This is a genomic window from Ilumatobacter nonamiensis YM16-303, from assembly GCF_000350145.1.
Classification (GTDB): domain Bacteria; phylum Actinomycetota; class Acidimicrobiia; order Acidimicrobiales; family Ilumatobacteraceae; genus Ilumatobacter_A; species Ilumatobacter_A nonamiensis.
This window is the reverse complement of the sequence record NZ_BAOL01000077.1, coordinates 15,979-39,375: the sequence shown is the minus strand read 5'-3', so window position 1 is coordinate 39,375 and position 23,397 is coordinate 15,979. Positions and strand designations below refer to the sequence as shown.

Sequence of the window (23,397 nt, the reverse complement as noted above, 5' to 3'; positions counted from 1 at the left end):
CCACCGACGATACGGCCCTACCCTGGAAGTCATGGACATCGACACCAACACCGGACCCGGGTCGAGCGACCAGACCGGCTCGACTCGGCCCACGATCTCGATCGACATCTACTCCGATGTCGTGTGCCCGTGGTGCTACATCGGCAAACGGCGCTTCGAAGCAGGCCTTGCCGAGGCGACCGAGGACGGTGACCTCGGTGTGGATTTCGACATCGAGTACAAGCCCTACCAGCTTGATCCCACGGCAGCGCCGGGCGTTGCCGGTCCGGTGCTCGACGCCTACGCGAAGAAGTTCGGCGGTCCGGAGAAGGCCGAGCAGATCATCGGCCACGTCACTCGCACGGCCGCCGAGGACGGCCTCGAGTTCCGGATGGATCGTGCGCAGCGCGCCAACACGCTGCTCGCACATCGGCTGATCTGGTGGGCGGGGCAGCCCGAATCCCCCGTGACGCAGGACGCGATGAAGGAGCGACTGCTCCGGGCCTACTTCATGGACGGAACCCACGTCGGTGACGCCGGCGCGCTGGCCGACTGCGCCGCAGACGTCGGCGTCGACCGCGACGAGGCGATTGCGTTCCTCGAGTCGTCGGAAGGCACCGCCGAGGTCGCGGCAGAACTCGACCACGCCCGGGACACCGGGATCACCGCAGTGCCCACCTACGTGTTCAACGACCAGTGGGCCGTGCCGGGCGCCCAGGATTCGGCGACCTTCGCGAAGGTGTTGCGCAAGATGGCCGATCAGGCGCTCGCTGACGCCCCCGCGTGAGCGACCGGGTCGTTCTCGCCCACGGATTCACTCAGACCGCGCGGAGCTGGGCCGACATCGAGGCGCGACTGCACGAGTCGACCCCGGGGGTCGTGACGCAGGCGATCGACCTCCCGGGCCACGGACGCGCCGGTGACGTCCACACCGATCTGTGGGGAGCGGCCGACCACCTCGTCCGCCAGGGCGGCGCCGGCACCTACGTCGGCTATTCCATGGGCGGGCGGGTGTCGCTGCACGCGGCGCTCGCTCATCCGGAACTCGTCGAGCGACTCGTGTTGATCGGCGCGACGGCCGGCATCGACGACGCCGACGAGCGCGCGGCCAGGCGAGCGAGCGACGAACGCCTCGCCGAGCGGGTCGAGCAGATCGGCGTCGAGAAGTTCATCGACGAGTGGCTTGCCAATCCACTCTTCGCCGGTCTCGACGAGGAATCCGCGATGCGCAGCGACCGACTGCGCAACAGTGCGGCAGGGTTGGCTTCGAGCCTGCGGACCACGGGAACCGGGACACAGGACCCCCTCTGGTCACGGCTTGGAGAAGTCCGCTGCCCGACGCTCGTCCTGGTGGGTGAGCACGACTCGAAGTTCCGTTCGCTGGGTGAGCGGCTCACGAGCGGCATCGACGACTCACGACTGATCGTGATCGAGGACGCCGGACACAGCGTCCACCTGGAGAACCCGAGCGCAACCGCGGCGGCTCTGGCCACGTTCGTCCGCTGACGTCACCCCAGTGCGAGACCGACGGTCGCCAGCGCACCGAAGGCCAGCTGCAGCCGACCCGTTTCACCGAGCACCGCGATCAGATCCGGGCCGACCGCGCCGCCGAGGACGATACGCGCCGGCTTGACAGCGAGCGGCACCGCCCCGATGGCCAGCAGGACCCACGGGCGTTCGAACGCGGCAACCGCCGTCAGGACGAAGGCGAGACCGACCAACGCAACGTACAGGACACGCGTGCGACGGTCGCCGAGCCGCACGGCGAGCGTCCGCTTTCCGACCTCTCGATCGGTCGGGATGTCGCGCAGGTTGTTGATCACGAGCAGCGCGCACGCCAACGAACCGGCGGCACACCCCATCACGATCGCCAGCCCGGTGATCCGCTCGACTGCCGCGAACGTCGTTCCCGCGGTCGCGACCAAGCCGAAGAACACGAACACGAACACCTCGCCGAGGCCCATGTACCCGTACGGGTGCGATCCGCCGGTGTAGAACCAGCCGGCGGCGATCGCTGCTGCGCCGACCACGATCAACCACCAACTGGTCGCGATCGCGATCGCGAGCCCCGCCGCTGCAGCCAGACCGAACGCCGTGTACGCGGCGATCTTCACCGCTCGCGGTTCGGCCAATCCGCCGGCGACCAATCGCGCGGGTCCGACCCGGACGTCGTCGGTTCCGCGCACGCCGTCGCTGTAGTCGTTGGCGTAGTTCACCCCGACCTGCAGCGACAGGCTGACGACCAGCGCGAGCGCCACGCGCCACCACACGACGTCGACGTCGAGACCGACGGCGCAGGCAGCACCGATCGCGACCGGGACCACTGCGGCTGGCAGTGTCCGTGGGCGGGCTCCGAGCAACCAACGATTCATGTGTGCGCCATGATGGAGCCGATGACACCACTCCGCCAAGTGCTGAGCCCCCGGTCCCTCGGTGAGCCGGGAGCGACATGGCACGGCTGATCGTCATCGACCGACCGGGAGGGCCCGACTTCGTCGACACACTGAGCGAGATCTGGGAAGCCGGCGACGCCGCGTTCCCCGTCGATCAACGTCTGCCGCCGGCAGCACGGAACGAGCTCTGTCGGGCGATGCGGGTCGGTGACGAGGTCGAAGCGGGCGATGCACTCGTCATCGCGACCAGTGGATCGACCGGCGCTCCGAAGGGTGTGGTCCTCACCCACGACGCGGTCGCAGCATCCGCCACCGCGACATCCCGTCGGCTCGATGTCGGACCCGACGACCACTGGCTGGCGTGTCTCCCGCTCGCTCACGTCGGAGGGCTGTCGGTCGTGACGAGGAGCCTGCACACCGGGACGCGGCTCACCGTGCACGCCGGATTCGATGCGGCGTCGGTGATGTCGAGCGGAGCGACGATGGTGTCGCTCGTGGCAACCGCGCTGTCACGCATCGATCCGAGCATCTTCCGCACGATCGTGCTCGGTGGGTCCCGTCCACCTGCGGATCGGCCGACGAACACCGTCACGACCTACGGCATGACCGAGACGGGCAGCGGTGTCGTGTACGAAGGTCGCCCGCTCGACGGCGTCGAGGTGGACATCGGCGGCGACGGTGAGATCCGTGTGCGTTGTCCGATGCTGCTTCGTTGCTATCGCGACGGCGTCGATCCGAAAGACGCCGATGGCTGGTTCGCGACCGGTGACCTCGGCGAGTGGCGCGACGACGGGCGCCTGCACGTCCTGGGACGGCGCGGCGACCTGATCATCACCGGTGGCGAGAACGTGTGGCCCGAGGCCGTCGAGGCCGCGCTCCGGTCCCATCCCGACGTCGCCGACGTGATGGTCCGTGGCGCCGAGGACGCCGAATGGGGCCAGGTCGTCGAAGCCGTGGTCGTCCCGACCGCGGGTTCGACCCCCACCCTCGACGCACTCCGCGGTCACGTGAAAGAGCACCACGCCGCGCATCTCGCTCCGAAACGTTTGGTCGTGGTCGACGCGGTCCCGCGCACCGCCCTCGGCAAGCCGATCCGGCGCTGAGTGAACGGGACACAACCGCCAGGTGAACAGGCGGCAGTCCCATCGCGCCCGACGCACACCGTGCACGTATCGTCAGGTCGCATGAGCACGGACGCATCCCAGGATCCGACACCCGCACTCGACGCCACCGACATCCATTCGCTCATCGACGCCTTCCGCACGATGACGGCCGAGGAGATCCGGTCGCAGGGCTTCACCGTCGACGGAACCTTCGACGAGATGGACGACCCGGTGCTCATCGGTCCGGATGGCCTCCCGCTCAAGACGTGGCAGGAGGGCTACCCCTACGAGGAACGAATGACCCGAGAGGAGTACGAGCGCGACAAGCGAGCGCTCCAGATCGAGCTGCTCAAGGCTCAGGACTGGATCCAGGACACCGGCCACAAGCTCGTGGTGGTGTTCGAAGGGCGCGACGCCGCGGGCAAGGGCAGCACCATCAAGCGGTTCATGGAGCACCTCAACCCGCGGGGCGTCGATGTGGTCGCACTCGCCGTTCCCACGGCGCGCGAACAGGGCGAGTGGTTCTTCCAGCGCTATGTCCGGCACCTGCCCAGCAGTGGTGAGATCCGCTTCTTCGACCGTTCGTGGTACAACCGCGGTGGGGTCGAGCCGGTGATGGGCTACTGCACGCCGCACGAGCACGAGGAGTTCCTGCGGTCCGTGCCCGAGTTCGAACGAATGGTGATCGAGTCCGGAACGACGCTCATCAAGCTTTGGTTCTCCGTCTCCCGGAGTGAACAGATCACCCGCTTCACGATCCGCCGGGTCGACCCCGTTCGTCAGTGGAAGCTGAGCCCCACCGACATCGCGTCGCTGGATCGCTGGGACGACTACACGGCGGTCAAGTCCCAGATGTTCCAACGCACGTCGTCACCGCACGCGCCCTGGACCGTGGTGCGCAGCAACGACAAGAAGCGCGGTCGGGTCAACGCGATGCGCCATGTGCTGCATTCGTTGCCCTACGAGGGCAAGGACACCGAGATCGTCCACCCACCCGATCCGATGATCGTCGGATCACCGACGTGGATCGAGGCCGAACACGGCGAGACCACGGCCTGATCCTCCTTCACTCGCGTGGGGCATCGGGTGGCGGACCGAGTGAGATGATCCGTTCGACGTCGTCACCGTCGGACGTCTCGGGCTGAAGGTCGACGACGCCATCGGAGGTCACGACCGCCAACAGCAGGTGACCATGTGGCAGGGAGCCGGTTCGAGCACGGATCTCCCACCCCTCGTCGACGTGGCGCTCGATCGCGGAGCGGGTGAGCGTTCCACCGAACGGCCGAGGCGTCCACGGATCGGCCACGCCCGCGATCGACGGAACCTCGTCGGGGAGCAGCAGCACGTGACGTCGGCCGATCAGCTCGGTGAGGCGGGCAACGAACACACTGTGGACGATGCCGGGGCGGAACGACACGATCACCTTCGACACCCCCGCTCGCTCGACGGCCTCGTCGAGGAGGGCCGCTTCTCCGTGCAGAGAAACCGTGATCATGTCCGAGTCCTCGGTGTCGTCGACGACCGATTCATCGACCGGGGCGTCGTTGCTCAGGATCAGCACCGTGGGAACCCCGGAAGCCGCAAGGCTCCGGCCGAACGACACCAGCCACGGATCGTCGCCGAACAGACCGATCCCTCGCGGCGGCGGTCGCGTCACACCCAGCATTCGTGCGACCGGTTTGGCCGTGAGTCCGTAGACCACACCCGTACTGATGATCACGCCGAACACGACGGGGAGCAGGAAGGTGACGTCGTAGTCCGCGTCGTTCAGCCTCAGTCCGAACTGCGCGGCGGTTGCGGCAGCCACGATGCCGCGCGGATCCATCCACGCGACGAGCCCCCGCTCGCGCCGGGTCAACGGCGACCCGGCGAGTGAGACGGCCGCGGTCAGCGGGCGCACGACGAGCACGAGGAGCGCCGCGATTCCCAGGCTCGGGAGCGCGTACTCCACCAGGTCGTCGACGGCGATCAGTGCGCCGAGGACGATGAACAGGATCCCGATCACGAGCACGTCCAGCGTCTCGCCGAAGCCGGTGATGCGGTCGATCTTCACGATCCGCTGGTTCGCCACGACGATGCCCATCGTGGTGGTCGCGAACAGTCCGGCTTCCGACAGGAACACTTCCGTCGACGCGAACGCGGCCACGGCGAACAGCACCGCGACCGACGCCTCCATGTCGTCGGTGAGGAGGAACCGCGACATCACGAACACCAGCAGTGCAGCTGCCACCACTCCGACGATCACACCGAGACCAAGGCGACCTGCCATCTGCACCACCGGGTGGATCTCGGTGCCATCGGGACGCAGCACGAGGTTCAGCACGATCACACCGACCGTGGCCCCGAGTGGGTCGAGCGTGGTCCCCTCCCACCGCAGGACCGAACCGAGCGGCTCCTGTGGTCGCACCGTGTTGAGGATCGGACCGACGACGGTCGGACCCGAGACGGACAAGATCGCGCCGGTCACGAACGCGAGCTCGCGGGGAACGTCGAGGACCAGGTTGGCAGCGATGGATCCGCCGACGAACGTGATCACGAGCCCGATCGTGACGAGTCGCACGACCGATCGCCGCGCTCCGGTCGGAAGATCGGCCACCCGGAGCTGCAGCCCGCTCTGGAACAGCAACAGGCTGAGCAGCATCGTCACGAGCGGGAACAGCAGCTCGCCGAACATCTCCTCCGGTTCGACGAGACCGAGGACGTCGCCGGAGAGAATTCCGGCAGGCAGCAGGAGCAGCAGCGACGGGAACCGGATGCGACGCCCGATCCACTGCGCCCCGATCCCGAAGACCAGAATGGTCGCCAACCCGACGATGATCTCGTTGTCACTCATCGGTTCTTCACCCGAGGCGGCGTCGACATCCCGGAGACGTTACGCAGCTGCGGCCGTCCGGGACGCGAAAGCGTCGGGCCCGTGGCCGAACGTGTGCCTCGATCGAGGCGTTCAGACGATGCTGCTGGCGCCGTCGGCCCAGTAGCGGTCGCGGAGGACTCGTTTGTAGAGCTTGCCGGTCGGGAGTCGCGGCAGCTCGGCGTCGAAGTCGATCGAACGTGGCACCTTCTGGCGCGACAGGTGCTGCGCACAGAACTCGGTCAGTTCGAGCGCGAGCGCCTCATCGTGCTCGATCCCGGGCATCGGCTGCACCACGGCCTTGACCTCCTCACCCAGATCGACGTTCGGCACGCCGAACACGGCTGCATCGGCCACCTTCGGATGCGTGATCAGCAGGTTCTCGGTCTCCTGCGGGTAGATGTTCACACCGCCGGAGATGATCATGAACGTCTTCCGGTCGGTGAGGTACAAGAAGTTGTCCTCGTCGACGTAACCCACGTCGTTGACGGTGGTCATCGTGCCGTCACTCGACTTCGCTTCGGCGGTCTTGCTCGGATCGTTGTGGTACTCGAAATCGGTTCCGGACTTGAACCACAGCGTTCCCGGCACGCCCGTCGGCATCTCGTTCATGTCGTCGTCGGCCACGAACACCTCGCCGAGCACGATCTTGCCGACCGTGCCCTTGTGAGCGAGCCACTCCTCGCTGTTGCACGCCGAGAAGCCGAGCCCTTCGGTCGCGCCGTAGTACTCGTGGATGATCGGGCCCCACCAGTCGATCATCTGCTCCTTGACCTGCACCGGGCAGGGCGCAGCGGCGTGGACGGCGAACTCGAGCGACGAGAGGTCGAACCGCTCTCGATCCTCGATCGGGAGCTTCAGCATCCGGCTGAACATCGTGGGTACGAGCTGGCTGTGGGTCACCCGGTACCGCTCGATGAGTCGGAGGTACTCGAGCGGGTCGAACCGCTCCATGACGATCGCGGTGCCACCCTGTCGGATGGTGAGGTTCACGGCCGCCTGCGGGGCGGAGTGGTACAACGGCGCGGGCGACAGGTAGACCATGTCGTCGCGGTAGTGCCACAGATTGGACAGGAAGTCGAACAGCGGGAGCTGTTCGGAAGGGTGCTGCTCCGGGAGTGGGCGGATGATGCCCTTCGGCTGGCCCGTCGTCCCCGACGAGTAGAGCATCGCCGAGCCGAGCAACTCCCGCTCGATCGCTCCCGTCGGTTGATCGGCAATTGCGGTCACGTAGTCCCGTACCCGATCGTCGACGTCGTCCGGCGCTCCACCGACGACGAGGACCAGCGACACGTCGGCGAGATTCGGCAACGCGTCGAGAACGACCGGCAACTTCGCCGTCGAGGTGATGACGACCTGAGACTCCGAGTTGTCGACGATGTAGCTCATCTCCTCGGCCGTGAGGTACGAGTTGATGCACGTGTAGTACATCCCCGACCGCTCCCCCGCAGCGCACGCCTCGAAGTACCGATCGTTGTTCTCCATGAAGATGGAGTAGTGGTCGCGTGGGCCGAGACCGTGGGACTCCAACAGGTGAGCGAGTTGGTTGCTCCGAGCTTCGAAGCTGCGGTAGCTGACCGATTCCCCGGTCGACGCCATCACGAACGCCGGCCGATCCGGATGCTCGATGGCGTGTTGCGCTGCGTACATGTTCGACCCCCAAAGTCGCTCGGCGTGGAACCCTCGGTTTCGACCGATCGTACATGCGTGGTCCGCAGCGACTGACGAACACGATTGCATCCTGAATCGAACGTCTGTACGATCTGGATATGGATACGACGCCCAAGCCGGGTGAGCCGTCCGGCCCTGTGGATGTGATCGACGAGTCGACGTTCCAGGAGTTGTGCGATGACGTCGCGGGTCACGTGAACGCCCAGATGGGTCGGTTGTTGGATCTGACCATCTGGTTGATCGACCCGGAGAACGAACGGTTCTGGGCCGCCCACGACGTGTGGCGACCCCAGCAGTTCCTGGCGTGGCGATGCGGGATCGGACCCTCACTCGCCAACAACCTCGTCGCCGCAGCCGAGCGCGCTGACGAATTGCCGACGTCGCTCGACGCGATGCGTTCCGGCGAGTTGTCGCTCGATCAGCTGATGCCGATCGTCAGGCGCATCCCCGCCTGGGCCGACGAGCAGGTCGTGTCGCTGGCGAAGAAGCTGACGGTGTCCCAGGTTCGCCGCCTCGTGAGGAACACCGACTGGCACTGGACACCCCCAGCCGACGACGATGCTGCCGACGAGAGCACCGCTGTCACCAGCTGCCTGGACGCTGACGACACCCCGACCGGCGGCGAAGCACCGACCGGCAGCAAGGCAACGTCCGCCGAACCAGCCTGCAGCACGTCCGGAGCGTCGGAGCTTCGGAATCGCGTGGCGTTCGGGACCGGGGCCGATGGACGTTGGTGGCTGCACGCCGACCTCGATCCCGACGTCGGACTGCTGATCGAGAACGCCCTCGACGAAGCACGTGACGCCGTGTTCCAACGCGAGAACCGCGCCGCCCACGACGACGCCGAACGCGTCTTCCGGCCGGTCAGCGATACCGATGCGTTGTTCGAACTCGCGCAACGCTCACTCGACACCGTCACCGAGCCCGCCCGTCGAAACCGGTACCGCGTCAACCTGCACCTCGACCTCCACGGCTCGCTGCGCACCGACCACGGCGATCGCCTGCCCGACTCGATTGCGCGCCATCTCACTTGCGACGGCAGCATCGATCCCGTCTTCGCCGCAGCCGGCAAACCGGTCTCGGTCGGACGCACCCAGCGCACGATCCCCGACCGGACACGTCGCACCGTCTTGCAGCGGGACCGACGTTGCTGCCAGGTGCCCGGCTGCACCACGACCCGCGGATTGGACCTGCACCACATCATCCACTGGGCCGACGGCGGACGAACAGACACCCCGAATCTCGTCGTGCTGTGTGCTCGTCATCATCGGATGCACCACCGACACCGCCTCGGAATCACCGGCAACGCCGACGACCCGAACAGATTGGTGTTCACCGACGCTCGCGGGCACCCGATCCGAGCATCCGGCGCGACCCCGCACCCACCGAACGGGCCACCGAGACCGATCCGCGGCAACTATCGGCATCCGCTCGGCGAACGACTCGAATCCCGCTGGGTCAGCTTCGTGAACCCGAGAGTCCCCGCGATTCGACGCCGCGACCAGTACCCCGACCTCGCCGGACCCGACCCGAGCAACCCGGAACGGACCGACCCGAGCGTGCACCACGCCGAGCGATACCCCGACGTCAGCTGACCGCTCGCTTGCTCCGTGGAGTCCGAGGAACGTCGCCCGGCGACGGCGTCGCGATCAGCCGGCGGCAGGAGCGACGCCGGCGCCACCGTCGATCACGTACGTCTCGCCCGTGATCCACGAGGCGAGGTCGCTGGCGAGGAACGTGGCGAGATTGGCGATGTCCTGGGGATCCCCGAGTCGCTTCGTCGGAAGGCGTCCGGCGAGGGTCTCACCGAAGTTGTCGACGAGGTAGGCCGCGAAGTCGGTCTCGACGAGTCCCGGCGCGATTCCGACGACCCGGGTCGGTCCGATCTCGGACGCGAGTTGACGGGTGGTGTGGATCAGCGCCGCCTTCGTCACGTTGTAGACACCGAGTCCGAACTCGGCGCGGAGTCCACCGACCGACGCGACGTTGACGATGACACCGGGTTCCTCGGAGAACGCATGCTTCCACGCCGCCTGGCTCCAGAAGATCGGGGCTTCGAGGTTCACCTGCAACGTCTTGTCGTACCGTGGCTTGTCGACCTCCATCGTCGCGCCGAAGTACGGATTCGTCGCAGCGTTGTTCACGAGGATGTCCAATCGGCCGAACCGCTCGATGGTTGCGAGGACCGCGCGTTCTCCGGCGTCCTCGTCTCCGGCGTTCGCTGCGAACGTCTCGACCTCGCCGGTCATCTCGGCGGCCGCGGCATCGAGGCTGTCCTGCTTGCGGCTGTTGATCATCACCTTCGCGCCCGATGCAGCAAATGACGATGCGATCGCCTTGCCGATTCCACGTGAGGCGCCGGTGACCAGCGCGACCTTGCCCTCCAGAGAGATTTCCATCCGTCGAGCGTAGGAGCCGCCGAACGGTGGGTCTCAATCTTGCGCTTGGCGGAACCCGGCCGGAGGGGGCCCGCCCCAGTGCAACGACGACAACAGGTCGAGTTCGCGCGACCGCATCAGCGCGGTCTCGTCAGCCTCCGCGTGGTCGTGACCGAGGACGTGCAGCAGACCGTGCACGACGAGCAGCGCCAGCTCGTCGTCGAAGGTGCCGGCATGGTCGCTGCTCTGTGCGAGTGCCACGTCGGGGCAGATCACGATGTCGCCCAGCAGCGTCGGCACACCCGGCATCGGCTCGTCGTCCATCGGGAACGACAGCACGTCGGTCGGCCCCTGCTTGCCCATGTGCTCGGCGTTCAATTCGGTCATCGCACCGACATCGACGAACGTCAGCGACAGTTCTCCGTCGCCGCCTTCACGCGATGCGGCGGCCTCGGCCAGCTCCGCCCAGCGCTCGACATCGACCGGGACGGCCGTTGGTTCAGCTCGCTCGTCGCGGGCAACGACCGTGCAGGTCATCGGACTCGATTCACGACTTCGAATTCCCCGACTGCTCGTAGGCGGCGACGATGTCGGCCACGATCTTGTGGCGAACGACGTCGGACCCGGTGAGGCGCACGAACGCCAGGTCGTCGATGCCGGCGAGGGTCCGCTCGAGTCCCGCCAAACCACTCTTGCCGTTCGGCACGTCGACCTGCGTGGCGTCGCCGGTGACCACGACGCGCGATCCGAATCCGATCCGGGTGAGGAACATCTTCATCTGCTCGGGCGAGGTGTTCTGCGCCTCGTCGAGGATGATGAAGCTGTTGTTGAGCGTGCGTCCACGCATGAACGCGAGCGGGGCGATCTCGATCACCTGCTTCTCGACGAGCCGCGTCACGGCCTCGAGGTCGAGCATGTCGTAGAGAGCGTCGTACAACGGTCGGAGGTACGGGTCGATCTTCGCCATCAGATCGCCGGGCAGGAACCCGAGGCGCTCCCCGGCCTCGACCGCGGGGCGGGTCAGGATGATCCGCTGGACTTCCTTCGCCTGCAACGCACGGACAGCCATCGCTACAGCGAGCCACGATTTGCCCGTCCCGGCCGGCCCGATCCCGAAGGTGATCACGTTCTCGGCGATCGCGTCCACGTAGCGCTTCTGGCCACCGGTCTTCGGCTTGATCTGGCGCCCCTTGGCCCCCTTGAGGATGCTGTGGCCGAGGATCTCTGCTGGCTTCTCGTCGGCGCGCATCATGGTGAAGATGCGCTCCAGCGTCGATTCGTCGAGCGTCTGACCGGTCTGCAGCAGGGTGACGAGTTCCTCGAACAGGCGGGCCACGCCGGCCACTGCGAGCGTGTCCTCACCCTCGACGCGTACCTCGTTGCCGCGCACGGTGATCAGAACGTTCGGAAAGTTCTTCTCGATCAATCGCAGGTACTGGTCCCGGGGGCCGACCAGAGCGGTCATCAAGTGGGTTCCGGGGACGACGACGGTGGTCGTGGTGGCTGCGGGCATCAGAGCATCCAGCGTACGTTCCGCGACGGTCTTCCGCGTGGTGCGTTGCGATCCCCGGAGTCTCCAGGCGTGCGATCTACACTCCGTGCGTGCCCGAGGCGACCAGTCCAGCGCCCGATCGGCGACGAGCCGGGGTCGGGAGCGGCGCTCAGGCGCGGATCCGTCAGTGGGGAATGACGTCGTGGTGGATCGTGGGCATCATTCTCGCGATCGGGCTCGGCTACTCCCTCATCATGGCGTTCAGCGGCCTGGTCGTACCATTGCTCCTCGCGGTCGTCGTCGGCGCCCTGGGCGTTCCGGTCGTCGACTGGCTGCAGCGCCACCGGGTACCACGGTCCGCGGGCGCGTTGCTGCTGATCGCGATCTTCGGGGCCGTCCTCATCGTCACGACGATCCTGGTGATCAACGGCATCGTGCGCGAGACGTTGGAGATCAGGGCGACGCTCATCGACGGGGTCGACGAGATCGACCAGTGGCTCGCCGACGGCGACGTGTTGGGCGATGGCGAGAGCATCGTCGGTACCGGGTTCGACCAGGGACCCACGTGGTTGTCCGGCGTTGCGACCTGGGCGGGCACGGTCTTCTCGAGCACCATGGCGTTCGCGATCGGAGTGTTCCTCGCGACGTTCATGCTCTACTACATCCTCGTCGATTGGGTCCGCGTTCGGAACTGGCTCGCCCGGCATCTCGGCGTCGCCCCTGAACTGGGTACGGCGATCCTCGACGACGCCACCATGATCTTTCGACGCGGCTTCGGCGCACTCACCCTGACCAGTCTCGTCACCGCTTCCGTGATCGGGCTCGCGATGATCGTGCTCGACCTGCCGCTCGTGATTGCCGTGGTCGGCGTCACGTTCATCACGTCCTACGTCCCGTATCTGGGGGCGATCCTGTCGGGAGTGTTCGCCTTCCTGGTCGCGCTCGGATCAGGCGGACCTCAACAGGCCTTCGTCCTGCTGGTCGTCGTACTGGTCGCCCAGAACATCATCCAGACCGTCGTCGGCAACCGTCTGACCAGCGACCGTCTGTCGCTGCATCCGCTGCCGAGCATCATCTCGAGCGTCTGTGGAGTGGCGATCGCCGGACTGCTCGGAGCGATGCTGTCGGCACCTGCGCTGGCGCTGGCGATCGCGGTGAACAAGCGGCTGCGCTCCCCCGAGCTCGTGCCCGGGATCGAGGAACACATCGGGTCCGTCCCACAGGGAGCCGAACCCGAGAATCCGTGACCAGAGGGTGGTCACGAGCCTGGAATCAGGCCCGTGACCAGCACCTCTCTGGAGGCGACGCCGGGAATCGAACCCGGGTAGACGGCTTTGCAGGCCGTTGCGTAAGCCACTCTGCCACGTCGCCAGCAGGTCGGAGGCTAGCGGCTGGGTGCCTCGCCGCGGCGGGCGCGATACCAATCGCCGAGTGCAGCCAGTCCCTCGTCGATCGAGACGCTCGGCCGCCAACCCAGATCCGCCCGCACGTTGCGTTGATCGAACCAGTGCGCCGTGCCGAGTTGATCCGCCAGGAATCGGGTCAGTGGCGGTTCGTCTTCTCGATGCAGTCGCGGCCACGCCGCGTCGACCACCGATCCGATCCGACGGGCGACCCCCAGCGGGACGTTCCGCGGTTCGAACGGCACGTCGGCAGCGACGCAGAACGCTTCGACCAGTTCACGGATCGGGCGCGGCTCACCATTGCTGACGACGTAGGCCTTTCCGGCACACGCCGCGCCGGGGGCGATCGCGTCGACCGCGGCAACGAGCGCTGAGGCCGCGTTCTCGACGTAGGTCGTGTCCACCAACGAGCGGCCCGCACCGACCAGAGCGAGGCGGCCGTTCTCGGCACGCTCGACGATGCGGCCCACGAGCTGCGTGTCGCCCGGTCCCCACACGAGATGCGGCCGAACGGCGACGACGGCGCATCGTTCGTCGGAGGAATCGAGGGCCCGTCGTTCGGCAATCGCTTTCGTCTCGGGATACCACGCCGTCCCGTGCTCGACGATCGGCGGTTCCGCTCGACCACCGACGATCGGACGACCGTCGTGTGCCACGGACGGCGTCGAGACGTGGACGACCCCGCGCGCCCCGTGTCGCTGGGCGGCTGCGATGACGTTGCGAGTACCGTCGATGTTCACCGAGGCGTACTCGTCACGCGAGCCGACCACGCCCACCTTGGCGGCCAGGTGGACGACCACGTCGCATCGCTCGAGCGCAACGTCGAGCGCCGCCGCGTCCCGCACGTCGCCGAGATGGGTCACCAGTTCGCCGGGCCCGGGCGTCGGACGGTCCGGCGAGTCGGTCTGCCCACGCTGGAACGCGACGACCTGATCGCCCCTCTGCAGCAGGGACTCGACGAGCGTGGCGCCGATCAGACTCGACGCTCCCGTGACAGCGATGCGCATGACGTCAGTCCATCCCGGTCAGGACAAGAACTCGATGGCCCGCTCAGCCACTGCCGTTCGATCGATCTTTGCGTTGTGCCGAATGTCCACCGGCAGCTCACCGATGACGAGCACCGCAGCGACGGGCACGTCGACAGCGCCCCGAACCGCTGCGGCGAGGTCACGGTCGGCGAGTTCCAGACCGGACGCGTCCGCCTCGACGACCACCACGACCTGCTGACAACTCGCCGGCCCCACGCCGACGGCGGCGACTCGCCCCGTCGTGACGATGCCGGATGGCGAGAGCGCTCGTTCGATCGCGCGCTCGATCGGAACCGGGGTCACCGGACCATCAGCCGCGTCGATGACGTGCACGCTGCGCCCTTCGACCCACAACCGACCGTCGTCGTCGAGGTGACCCACATCTCCCGACCGATGCCATCCGGCTCCCGGACGCGCCGTCCGTTCCGTCTCCCATCGGGCGAGGTAGCCCTCCGACACCCACGGGGCGCGCACGAGGATCTCACCCGTTGCTCCCACGGGGACCGAGGTCGGAACACCGGCGAGCGGATCGAAGTCGAGGTCTGCGACCAGCACCTCCGCACCCTCGACCGGTTCGCCGACGCAGACGCCACGTCCGTCGCCGCTCAACTCCGCTCGATCGATCGTTGCGAGGTCGATGTCGGCCACCGGCAGTGCTTCGGTCATCCCGTAGGGCGTCCGGATCGACGCATCGGGCGCGAGCGCAGAGACGGCGCGCAGCGTCTCGGCGGGAACGGGTGCGCCCGCACTGAACACCAGACGCAGCTGTGCTACGCCCTCGAGACCGGCCGCGTCATCCGCAGTCGCGAGCACGTTCGCCAAGGCGGCGGGCGATGCGAAGGCCATCGTGGCATCGATCTCTCGACACGCTTCGTCGAGCGCGGTGGCGGTCAGGGTTCCGGGCTTGGTGACGTCGCAGTCCGTGAATGCCGTCGGGACGCCGAGCGCCGGACCGTAGAGGGCGAACGGGGCGAACGCGGCGACGAGCCGGTCGTCGTCCCCGATCCCGTAGGTCGTGGCCAGGGCGTCGCGCTGGGCCGCCAGTTGGCCGTGTCGGTAGCGCACACCCTTCGCGGGGCCGGTTGCGCCGGACGTGAACAGGATCGCGGCGAGTGCATCGGCTTCGGGCTCCGACGGGAGTTCGGTCGAGCCGGTCTCCTCGCCCACCAGCATGGCGACGTCGATGTGCTGCGACTTCGGCGCCCATCGGAGCACCGTGCTGGCGAGTCCGGCTGTGCGGGGACCGATCGTCCACGCGGGACGCGCCGACGCCACCGCGCGACCGAGTCCACGCAGGCCGAGTCCCCGGTCGGCCACGACCGTCACACCGCCCGCACGCCAGACGCCGTACACCGCGATCAGCAGATCGATCCCCGGCGGCGTCAGCATCGCAACCCGGTCGCCCGGCTCCAGGCCGCGTCGCACGAGCCCCGCGGCGACGTTGTCGACGCGTCGAGCAAACGTCGCGAAGTCGATCCGGTCGCGCCCCGCAAGGTCGGCGACGGCGATCGTGTGCTCCGCCCGCCGGCGATGCAACCCGTCGAAGACGGAGGAGGTGTGCTGCTGCACCACCGGACGAGGTTCTCGGTCGGTGCCGAGCAGGTCGGTCAACCACCGGTCGACGGTCGACGCCACGTCGGCCTCCGCCATCACGAGATGGTTCGCTCCGGGAAATCGCTGTAATTCTGCGTGCGGAAGTCGCTGCATCAGGTCGGACGCGAAGTCGTCGTCGAACACGATGTCCCGCGCACCCCACGCAAGCAGCACGGGCGCGTCGATGCGACCCAACTGGGCCGCGACCGCGGCGATGTCGGCCGCGGATTCGTGGTCGTCGGTGAGCGGAACGTCGCCGACGAAATCGGCGATCGCTCGCCGGTGTTCAGCACCCCGGTACGGGGCCCGGAACACCACGCGGTCCTGACGGCTGATCCGCCGGCCCGAGAGCCGGACGGTTCCTTCCACGAAGGTCGATGTGCGGCGACACACCAGGTCGCGCAACGGTCCGGATGCCGCCAGTCGGATGATCTTGGGAGCGCCGCGGCCGGCCGGCACGGCGATACCGGTGTTGCAGAGCACCATGCCGGCGACGTCGTCGGGGTGATCGACGGCCCAGCCCATCGCGATCGCGCCGCCCCAGTCGTGGGCGGCCAGCACGAGCGGGAGGGAGGCGTCGATCGCGAGGTGGTCGATGAGATCGCCGAGGTCGGCCACTCGATCGACGTACCGCCGGGGCGGAGCGTCTGCGCCGAGGCGTTCGCTGTAGCCCATCCCGAGCTGATCGATCGCGATGACGCGGTGGTCGTCGCCGAATCGACGGAGAAACGATTTCCAGGCGTACGCCCACGTCGGATTTCCGTGAACACACAACACCGTCGCTCCGTCCGGCCCACCCGGTCCGGTGTCGAGGAGATGCCACCGATGGGTGATGCCGTCGTGGCCGGGCACGTCGAACGTTCGCGACCACGCGGGATCGATCCCCCACGTCCTCCATGTTCCGTCGTCCGGCCGGTCCATCGCCGGTCGCGGTTCGTTCACCAGACGATTTCGGTGAAACTCGTGTTCAGTCCCGAGCCGATTCCCATGCACAGCACACGCTCGCCCGGCTGGATCGTGTCCTGCACCGAGGCCAGCGTGATCGGGATGGCGGCCGGGCCGACGTTGCCGTACTGCGGGAACGTGCGCGGGCACCGGTCGGGGTCGATTCCGAGGCGCTCACACAGGAGTTCGGTGTGGCGCTGGCTGACCTGATGGACGACGTAGTGGTCCATCCCGACTTCCCAATCGAAATCGTGACCGCTGTGCTTCCACGCCGCTTCGGCGAGCTCGAGACCGGCGATCATCAGGCCGTGCGAGTCGGTACGCATCCGGTCGAGATCGCCGATGCACAGCTGATTGTGCTGGGTGGCGCTGCGGGCGATGCCGCCGACGAGGCGGTGCGCTTCCGGATGTTGGTCGAGACGGCAGAGCACGGCGGCGGCAGCGCCCGAGCCGAGCGTGAGCGACGCGAACTCGGAGAACACGTCTTCCGCCGTGGCGTTCGGATCCTGGAGCCGTTCGATCGTGGTCTGCTGGGTGTGGCGACTGCCCTCGCCGTCGACGATGAGGGCGTAGTCGATCGACCCGGAATCGATGGCGGCCGCGGCGATCTGCATGCCGTTGATGAAGCCGAGACAGGCGTTGCCGACGTCGAAGTTCAAGCAGCTGGGGGCGAGTTCGAGCGCATGGTGCACGGCACAGGCGACCGACGGTTCGAGATGGTCCTTGCACACCGATGTGGAGATCAGCATGCCGACCGCGTCCGGGTCGATGCCCGATTCATCGAGCGCCTTGCGCCCGGCCTTGGCCGCCGCTTGATCGAACGTCACGTCCTCGGGCCACCAGCGCCGTTCCTCGATACCGGCGAGATCGGCCAGGATCCCTGCGCTCAGACCGGTCCTCTCGTAGGTGTCGGCGAGCTGTTCGTCGATCCATTCCGAGGTGACAACCTCGGGGGCTTCGACGGCTGCCACGGTCAGCAGCCCCACGTTGCGGTGCGTCAGTACCGAGTTGGCTGCCATCAAATGTCCTCTCGCGTCGAGCGAAGCGTCTGGGTACGAGTCGTACGAGTGATCGAGCCTACGTGGTCCGAGACGTGTTGGCATCTCGCTGCCCCGACTCGACGGTCGAGACGCCGTCGGGACGAGGGGTGCAGCTGACGACTGTCAGGTCGTCGGCGGCTCCGTGGTCGCCGCATCATCCTCGGCATCGTCGGAATCGCCGCTGTCGGCGACAGACGACCCCAGGTCCTCGAGCGACTGACCGGCGACGTCGTTGCCCATCAGCACGAGCACGGTCGCGTCGCCGAGGTTGCCCGACTCGGTCGGCGCGGGCTCCGCCACCTCACCGACGGTGATGTCGCCGCCGCCGAAGACGAGGCGCAGGTTGTCGGCGACGGCCTGAGCTGCTGCGTCGCCCGCCACGTAGAAGATCTGCGTGGTGTCGAGCTTGTCCACGTCGTCGGAGCTGTTGACCGGATCGGCCGTCGTGTATCCGACCGCGACGAGGCCATCGGTGAGCCCACCGGCACCGCCGTCGACCCGACTCGCGTTCGCCACGAGCACGGTCGCACCGTCGGTGACGTACTCGAGTTCACCGGAGGTCGTTGCGGTCGTTTCCGCGGCCTCGGTCGAGGCGGTCTCGGCCACGGCGGTCGAGCCGGAGCCGACCGAATCGTCCGATGCCACCGAATCGACCGACGCCGTCGAATCATCGGAAGCCGCCGAATCAACCGTCGTGTCCGCGTCCTCACCGTCGTCGTCGCCACCGCACGCAGCGAGCAGGAGCGACCCGCACGCCACAACGGCAACCGCGGCGGACCATCGTCGGCGACGCCGATCGCCACTCGATTCGGACAGGGTCGGTGCCGCGCTCACAACAGGCAAGCTAGTCGCGCTTCGACATCGCCCAGGACGGAGCCGATCGGTGCCCGCAGGCCGCTTCCGCCGTGACGCGCACTCCTGCTGCTCGTGAAAAAGCGAAATCCCCCCTGTGACCAGGGGGGATGACGATTCTGGAGCGGATGACCGGGATCGAACCGGCGACCTTCACCTTGGCAAGGTGACGCTCTACCAACTGAGCCACATCCGCATGGCGCACTCCACGTTCCGAGTGCGGTGTTTTCGGTCCGGTAGTTTGCCACCGGCCGGAGGGGATCACAACCTCCCGAGGGTTCACGACCCGCGACGAGGCGAGGACGACGACGCCCGATCGATCGCGAGCGTCGGATCGTCCTCGTTCCCGGCCATTTCCGGCATCCGCTCGACCGGATCGGTCGCCGGGGTCGCATCGTCAGCGGGTGCGTCCTGGTTCTCGACTTCATCGTCGTCGGCCTGCTCGGGGCCCACGGCGTCCTCCGCCTCCGGGTCGTCCGAATCCTCGAACTCGACCTCGGGCGACGTGTCCGAGGTGTCCGATGTGTCCCCGTCGCCGACGTCGTCATCATCCTCGACGTCACCATCTTCGGCGTCGCCCTCGTCGCTCACATCGAGGTCGGCACCTGCTTCGAGACTCACCGGACGCGCACCGTACGGGCGGGCGTCATCGAGGAGTCGCTGGCGTTCCTCCGAATCCCCCTTGCGCCACGGGCGGGTTTCCATCTGTTCCAACGGGGCGAACAGTTCCGGTTCGGGTTTGGTCCGACGGAACAGCCACCACGCGAGCACGGCCAGTCCGATGCCGAGCAACACGAGGGCGACCGTGGTCAGATACACCGTGCGCGTCGCCGAGGGGTCGCCGACCGCGATCGCGGACGACGAGAAAGGGAACAGAGCTGCGGCCGACACCAGTGAGCGATTCTGCCAGCTTTGATCGCGAACGCGTCGATACCACGTGCGCGCAGGTGCGTGAGTCGTCACCGCTGATGCGCCGGACACCACACTGCGGTACGGCCGTTGATCGACGTTCGATCGAGCGGTGCACCGTCGAGCGGGCACGCGCCGACCGCGGCACGGACCTCCGGCGAGAGGTCGCCGTGGGTCGATCCGCCGGCCGCCAGCATGACCGGAAGCCGCAACCGGCACTGCTCACTGATCGCATCGATGTCGTCGCCGGTCAGCGAATCCGCCGGCCGCCGCGGGGCCACACCGGCGTGGAACAGCACCTCGTCGGCACACAGGTTTCCGAGGCCCGCGACGACCGCCTGATCCAGCAATGTGGGCTTGATCGCGCCGCTCCGCCGCCCGAGGCCCGCGATGAGCTCGTCGGCGGACAAGGTCAGGCAGTCGGCGCCGAGCCCGGAGAGATCCGGATCGAGGCTCAGCCTCCCCAATCGGCGTGGATCGTTCATCCGCAGCGCGGGCCGTTCCGACGGTGACGTGTCGTTGGTTGCCTTCGTCCAGAGGCGCAGCCGATCCCACGCCGCTCGGTCCCGGTTCGACGCGTACTCCAGACGAGTGATCGGAGCCGCGCCGTCGATCTCGAGCCGACCGGTCATTCCGAAATGCAACCCGAGTGTCGGCCCGTCGGTCTCGACGAGCACGACCTTCCCGCGGCGCCACACTCCCCCGATCGTGCTGCCGTTCAGGAGGTCGACGAATCCGGGCGGAGCCACGCGCTGATCGCACCAGACACGCTCGATCGTGCGGCCGACGAGTGTCTGCGCCGCACGCGTCCAGATCTCGGCTTCCAGACCTTCGGGCATGTCCGTACGCCGACGCGTCCCGCGTCAGATGACCGATTTGCTGACGTCGCCGAGGAACCGGTCGAGCGGACCGGCGATCTGATCACCGTTGATCAGGAACGCGTCGTGACCGTGTGGTGAATCGATCTCCAGATACTCACTCGGCGCGCCGTTCGCTGCGACCACCGCTTGGATCTGCTGTTGCTGATACGCCGGGTAGAGCATGTCGCTCCAGATTCCGACCGACATCGTCGGAATCTGCACTCGCGCCATGGCCCGCTCGAGCGATCCACGCCCGCGGGCGACGTCGTGCAGGTCCATCGCCTTGCCGATCGACAAGTAGCTGTTGGCATCGAAACGGCGGACGATCTTGAAGCCGTGGTGTTCGAGGTAGCGCTCGACCTCGTACTGCTGCCACATGCCGAGCACGTCGCCGGTCTCCATACGACCGGAGAAGTCACGGCCGAAGCGATCGGTGAACACGTTGTCGCTGCGGAACGTGACCTGGGCGATCTGGCGCGCGATCGACAAGCCCTCGGTCGGGCCGTCACCGGGTTCCGCGTCGTAGTAGTCACCCCCGCGCCACTTCGGATCCAGTCGGATCGCCTGGCGTCCGATGCCGCCCCATGCGATCTGTTGCGCGGTGGCCTGCATGCAGGTGGCGATCGCGACGAGCGAACGCACCCGCCGCGGATACATGACGGCCCACTCGAGCGCCTGCATCCCGCCCATCGAGCCACCGATCACCGCCATCCACTGGAAGACACCGAGATGCTCGGCGAGGCGGGCCTGGGATCGAACCATGTCCCGGATCGTGACGACCGGGAAACGGGACCCGTACGGCTGCCCATCGGCCGGGTTCGGCGAAGCGGGACCCGTCGATCCCTGACAGCCGCCCAGCACGTTGGCACACACGACGAAGTACCGGTCGGTGTCGATCGGCTTGCCCGGCCCGACCATCGCGTCCCACCAACCCGCGTCAGGATGGCCGCGGGTTGCCCCTCCGGCAGCGTGGCTGTCGCCCGTCCAGGCGTGGCACAGCAGCACCGCGTTGGCCCCGTCTGCGTCGAGCGTCCCCCAGGTTTCGTAGGCGATCGTGACGTCGGACAGCGTGACGCCGGAGTCGAGCGCGAACCGACGATCGGTCGCGAACGTGAACAGCCGCCGATGGCCCAGCGGGTCACCCGGCATCCAGGCTCCCGTTGCCGGGTAGGGGTCGGTGGTGGTCACGTCGTCATCGCCGTCGTCTGCGTCGTCGAGCTCGTGAGCCCGGTGGCGTCGACGGTACCACCGCGTCGCTCTGCGAGCGCTCCACGTTTCACCGCACCGCGCGGCGTGGATGCGCGGTGTCGAAGTGTCAGCTGCCCATCTGTCCGACGATCGGTTGGGCCAGTCGCATGCGCTGATCGAAGCCCACCTCGTACGGGAGGAAGCCGTTGCGGTCGGGGTAGATCAACTGCACCATGTCGAGAGGTTCACCACGGAACCAGGACACGGCGGTGTCGAACAGGTCCGCTGCCGTCGTGGGATCGATCGGTGCGAACACGCACCGCAGTTCGTTGTCGAGCAACCCGACCAGCTCGGCGCCGAGTGGGATCTGCGTCCCGCCGCGGCACGCGTCGGCGACGAGTGTGATCAGTCCGTTCGACGCGGCGGGAGCCAACCCGAACACGGCGACGTCGGGGAAGTCGACCGCCTCCCGCATGCCGATCGAGTACGCACTCGCCGGCGTGGGCGGGTCGGTCGTCGGGTCGGGAACGACGGCCTCGAGCGCCCAGCCGTGCGTCTCGATCATCCATTCGATCTTCTCCGCATGCGGAATGTGGAAATCGGGAAGCTCCATGGTTCGACCGTACCGCTCGGTGTCCACCGGGGTCAGCGCCCCGTCGACACTCAGATGACGTCGAGGGAGTCGAGGTCGACGCAGTGCTGGAGGTGGCGGGTCGCCATGGCCGCGAACATCGCCTCGCTCCGGTCGCTGCCGCCGACGATCTGACTCGCGACGACGGACATGATCACGCCGGCGAACGCCTGGCGCCGGTACTGACCCCAGAGCCATTCGGCGTCGACCTCGACGCCGTGTTCCAGGAGCGCAGCCCGGTACGCGTCGAGCAGGTCACGCTCCGCAGCGCGGCGGTCCTCGACCTGGAGACCGGCACCGCAGAAGTAGGCGACGTCGTTGATCGGTGGACCGTGGCCGGGCGTCTGCCAGTCGACGGCGGTGACCGGCGGACCGCCCTCCGGCGTGCCGAACAGCAGGTTGTCGAGGCGGTAGTCCCCGTGCGTCACCGTCAGCGTGCTGTCGCCGCCCGCCACCCATTCGACGAGGCGTGGACCGAACTCGTCCAGCACCTGCTGCGACGCGGGGTCGAGGTACTTCGAGTACGTGGCCGAGAAGCCCGGAAGGAACATGGCCCACAACGCGCCGAGCTGTTCACCGTCGTCGGTACCCGTCCGACGGCTGAGGAACTCGTGTTCGAAGAGCGTGTCGTCGGCCCAGCGCGGACCGTGCAGCTGCGCCAATTCGACCACAGCCAGCCGCGCGGTCTCCACGTCGCAACCTGTGACCTGGTCCCCCTGTTCGGCGGGCGCCATGTCCTCCAGCACGAGCACGAAATCGCCACTCTCCTCGTCCCACTCGCCGTGGTGGCAGTGAGGCACACGGATGTCGACGGTCGACGCGATGTGCTCGTAGAACTTCACCTCGCACTCGTAGTTGCGGAGCGCGATGCCGGTCGCACGGCTCGTTTCGTCGAGCGACGGCAACTTGATGACCACGGAGTCCGGTGCACCCACGGCACCTCCTGTGCTCACCCGGAGGTTCAGCCCGACGAGGCCGTCGCCGATGCGTTCGGTGCGGATCTCGGAGACATCGGCCCCGAGCACCTCGGACAGCCACTCGGGTGTGATCTGGTCGGGCTTCACCGGGCGGACCGTAGCCC

Annotated in this window: 21 protein-coding genes and 2 tRNA genes; 6 read left to right on the top strand and 17 right to left on the bottom strand. The window is 67.5% G+C overall.

Annotated elements, in window-relative coordinates; genetic code table 11:
* The first annotated feature begins 31 nt into the window (after positions 1–31).
* On the top strand, positions 32–766 hold the full coding sequence (locus ON45_RS09055) for a DsbA family oxidoreductase (RefSeq protein ID WP_206537673.1): 735 nt from the start codon (positions 32–34) through the stop codon (positions 764–766).
* Positions 763–1,485 (top strand): alpha/beta fold hydrolase, encoded by a 723-nt coding sequence (locus ON45_RS09050; protein ID WP_051062786.1) that lies wholly within the window; start codon positions 763–765, stop codon positions 1,483–1,485. Before ON45_RS09055 ends, ON45_RS09050 begins: the two co-directional genes overlap by 4 nt.
* A 2-nt stretch (positions 1,486–1,487) precedes the next feature.
* On the opposite strand, the gene ON45_RS09045 is transcribed toward ON45_RS09050, so the two are convergent.
* Entirely contained in the window at positions 1,488–2,351 is an 864-nt protein-coding gene (locus ON45_RS09045; RefSeq protein ID WP_040493320.1) for a 1,4-dihydroxy-2-naphthoate polyprenyltransferase, read from the bottom strand.
* A gap of 77 nt (positions 2,352–2,428) precedes the next feature.
* Between ON45_RS09045 and ON45_RS09040 the strand changes: the two genes are divergently transcribed.
* Positions 2,429–3,475: a class I adenylate-forming enzyme family protein gene (locus ON45_RS09040; protein WP_051062785.1), complete on the top strand. Its 1,047-nt coding sequence runs from the start codon at positions 2,429–2,431 to the stop codon at positions 3,473–3,475.
* 162 nt (positions 3,476–3,637) lie between these two features.
* Positions 3,638–4,534 carry a polyphosphate kinase 2 gene (ppk2, locus tag ON45_RS09035; protein WP_040493340.1) on the top strand — a complete coding sequence of 299 codons (897 nt, stop codon included), beginning with the start codon at positions 3,638–3,640 and terminating at the stop codon, positions 4,532–4,534.
* Between the two features lie 7 nt (positions 4,535–4,541).
* Here the strand turns inward: ppk2 and ON45_RS09030 are convergent, their stop codons facing one another.
* Together ON45_RS09030 and ON45_RS09025 are read right to left on the bottom strand one after the other, a co-directional pair.
* Complete coding sequence (locus ON45_RS09030; RefSeq protein ID WP_051062784.1) at positions 4,542–6,308, bottom strand: cation:proton antiporter; 1,767 nt, start codon at positions 6,306–6,308, stop codon at positions 4,542–4,544.
* Between the two features lie 111 nt (positions 6,309–6,419).
* Positions 6,420–7,976, bottom strand: coding sequence for an AMP-binding protein (locus ON45_RS09025; RefSeq protein WP_040493319.1), 1,557 nt, complete (start codon positions 7,974–7,976; stop codon positions 6,420–6,422).
* A 119-nt stretch (positions 7,977–8,095) separates the two neighbouring features.
* Between ON45_RS09025 and ON45_RS09020 the strand changes: the two genes are divergently transcribed.
* Positions 8,096–9,592 (top strand): HNH endonuclease, encoded by a 1,497-nt coding sequence (locus tag ON45_RS09020; protein ID WP_083914651.1) that lies wholly within the window; start codon positions 8,096–8,098, stop codon positions 9,590–9,592.
* 54 nt (positions 9,593–9,646) lie between these two features.
* Here ON45_RS09020 and ON45_RS09015 read toward each other — a convergent pair whose 3' ends face one another.
* From ON45_RS09015 to ON45_RS09005, 3 genes are read right to left on the bottom strand one after another with little or no spacing between them, the layout of a single operon-like run.
* Complete coding sequence (locus tag ON45_RS09015) at positions 9,647–10,396, bottom strand: SDR family oxidoreductase (protein WP_040493317.1); 750 nt, start codon at positions 10,394–10,396, stop codon at positions 9,647–9,649.
* 33 nt (positions 10,397–10,429) lie between these two features.
* Positions 10,430–10,912 carry an rRNA maturation RNase YbeY gene (gene ybeY / locus ON45_RS09010; protein ID WP_051062783.1) on the bottom strand — a complete coding sequence of 161 codons (483 nt, stop codon included), beginning with the start codon at positions 10,910–10,912 and terminating at the stop codon, positions 10,430–10,432.
* Between the two features lie 10 nt (positions 10,913–10,922).
* Positions 10,923–11,888 (bottom strand): PhoH family protein, encoded by a 966-nt coding sequence (locus ON45_RS09005; RefSeq protein WP_040493316.1) that lies wholly within the window; start codon positions 11,886–11,888, stop codon positions 10,923–10,925.
* A gap of 89 nt (positions 11,889–11,977) precedes the next feature.
* Between ON45_RS09005 and ON45_RS09000 the strand changes: the two genes are divergently transcribed.
* Positions 11,978–13,114 carry an AI-2E family transporter gene (locus tag ON45_RS09000; protein ID WP_148288599.1) on the top strand — a complete coding sequence of 379 codons (1,137 nt, stop codon included), beginning with the start codon at positions 11,978–11,980 and terminating at the stop codon, positions 13,112–13,114.
* Between the two features lie 49 nt (positions 13,115–13,163).
* Here the strand turns inward: ON45_RS09000 and ON45_RS08995 are convergent.
* The 11 genes from ON45_RS08995 to ON45_RS08945 all read right to left on the bottom strand — a co-directional run bounded on the left by ON45_RS08995 (position 13,164) and on the right by ON45_RS08945 (position 23,380).
* Positions 13,164–13,238: transfer RNA gene (locus ON45_RS08995), tRNA-Cys, on the bottom strand.
* A gap of 13 nt (positions 13,239–13,251) precedes the next feature.
* Positions 13,252–14,277, bottom strand: coding sequence for an NAD-dependent epimerase/dehydratase family protein (locus ON45_RS08990; RefSeq protein WP_040493314.1), 1,026 nt, complete (start codon positions 14,275–14,277; stop codon positions 13,252–13,254).
* An 18-nt stretch (positions 14,278–14,295) separates the two neighbouring features.
* Complete coding sequence (locus ON45_RS08985; protein ID WP_051062782.1) at positions 14,296–16,833, bottom strand: alpha/beta fold hydrolase; 2,538 nt, start codon at positions 16,831–16,833, stop codon at positions 14,296–14,298.
* Complete coding sequence (locus ON45_RS08980; protein ID WP_040493313.1) at positions 16,830–17,855, bottom strand: 3-oxoacyl-ACP synthase III; 1,026 nt, start codon at positions 17,853–17,855, stop codon at positions 16,830–16,832. Before ON45_RS08980 ends, ON45_RS08985 begins: the two co-directional genes overlap by 4 nt.
* Before the next feature lie 144 nt (positions 17,856–17,999).
* Positions 18,000–18,710 carry a LytR C-terminal domain-containing protein gene (locus tag ON45_RS08975; protein WP_040493312.1) on the bottom strand — a complete coding sequence of 237 codons (711 nt, stop codon included), beginning with the start codon at positions 18,708–18,710 and terminating at the stop codon, positions 18,000–18,002.
* Positions 18,711–18,848: 138 nt separating this feature from the next.
* A tRNA-Gly gene (locus ON45_RS08970) sits at positions 18,849–18,924 on the bottom strand.
* Between the two features lie 83 nt (positions 18,925–19,007).
* Positions 19,008–19,619 (bottom strand): hypothetical protein, encoded by a 612-nt coding sequence (locus tag ON45_RS08965; protein ID WP_148288598.1) that lies wholly within the window; start codon positions 19,617–19,619, stop codon positions 19,008–19,010.
* Between the two features lie 68 nt (positions 19,620–19,687).
* Complete coding sequence (locus tag ON45_RS08960; protein WP_040493310.1) at positions 19,688–20,476, bottom strand: DNA-formamidopyrimidine glycosylase family protein; 789 nt, start codon at positions 20,474–20,476, stop codon at positions 19,688–19,690.
* Between the two features lie 24 nt (positions 20,477–20,500).
* A complete protein-coding gene (gene metX, locus ON45_RS08955) occupies positions 20,501–21,685 on the bottom strand; it encodes a homoserine O-acetyltransferase MetX (protein ID WP_040493309.1) in 1,185 nt (394 codons plus the stop codon).
* Positions 21,686–21,812: 127 nt separating this feature from the next.
* The gene (locus tag ON45_RS08950) at positions 21,813–22,298 is read right to left on the bottom strand and encodes a DUF4262 domain-containing protein (RefSeq protein ID WP_158412307.1); all 486 of its coding nucleotides are present in this window, start codon (positions 22,296–22,298) and stop codon (positions 21,813–21,815) included.
* 50 nt (positions 22,299–22,348) lie between these two features.
* Positions 22,349–23,380, bottom strand: a complete 1,032-nt coding sequence (locus ON45_RS08945) for a phosphotransferase family protein (RefSeq protein WP_051062781.1) — start codon at positions 23,378–23,380, stop codon at positions 22,349–22,351.
* Between the last annotated feature and the right edge of the window lie 17 nt (positions 23,381–23,397).

What these genes read in the sequence shown, in the direction of transcription:
- ON45_RS08950 (WP_158412307.1), bottom strand. Translation starts at nt 22,298, where the DNA reads ATGGAGCTTCCCGATTTCCACATTCCGCATGCGGAGAAGATCGAATGG.
- ON45_RS09020 (WP_083914651.1), top strand. Translation starts at nt 8,096, where the DNA reads ATGGATACGACGCCCAAGCCGGGTGAGCCGTCCGGCCCTGTGGATGTG.
- ON45_RS09040 (WP_051062785.1), top strand. Translation starts at nt 2,429, where the DNA reads ATGGCACGGCTGATCGTCATCGACCGACCGGGAGGGCCCGACTTCGTC.
- ON45_RS09045 (WP_040493320.1), bottom strand. Translation starts at nt 2,351, where the DNA reads ATGAATCGTTGGTTGCTCGGAGCCCGCCCACGGACACTGCCAGCCGCA.
- ON45_RS09005 (WP_040493316.1), bottom strand. Translation starts at nt 11,888, where the DNA reads ATGCCCGCAGCCACCACGACCACCGTCGTCGTCCCCGGAACCCACTTG.
- ybeY (WP_051062783.1), bottom strand. Translation starts at nt 10,912, where the DNA reads ATGACCTGCACGGTCGTTGCCCGCGACGAGCGAGCTGAACCAACGGCC.
- ON45_RS09030 (WP_051062784.1), bottom strand. Translation starts at nt 6,308, where the DNA reads ATGAGTGACAACGAGATCATCGTCGGGTTGGCGACCATTCTGGTCTTC.
- ON45_RS09015 (WP_040493317.1), bottom strand. Translation starts at nt 10,396, where the DNA reads ATGGAAATCTCTCTGGAGGGCAAGGTCGCGCTGGTCACCGGCGCCTCA.
- ON45_RS09055 (WP_206537673.1), top strand. Translation starts at nt 32, where the DNA reads ATGGACATCGACACCAACACCGGACCCGGGTCGAGCGACCAGACCGGC.
- ON45_RS08960 (WP_040493310.1), bottom strand. Translation starts at nt 20,476, where the DNA reads ATGCCCGAAGGTCTGGAAGCCGAGATCTGGACGCGTGCGGCGCAGACA.
- ON45_RS08990 (WP_040493314.1), bottom strand. Translation starts at nt 14,277, where the DNA reads ATGCGCATCGCTGTCACGGGAGCGTCGAGTCTGATCGGCGCCACGCTC.
- ON45_RS09025 (WP_040493319.1), bottom strand. Translation starts at nt 7,976, where the DNA reads ATGTACGCAGCGCAACACGCCATCGAGCATCCGGATCGGCCGGCGTTC.
- ON45_RS08980 (WP_040493313.1), bottom strand. Translation starts at nt 17,855, where the DNA reads ATGGCAGCCAACTCGGTACTGACGCACCGCAACGTGGGGCTGCTGACC.
- ppk2 (WP_040493340.1), top strand. Translation starts at nt 3,638, where the DNA reads ATGACGGCCGAGGAGATCCGGTCGCAGGGCTTCACCGTCGACGGAACC.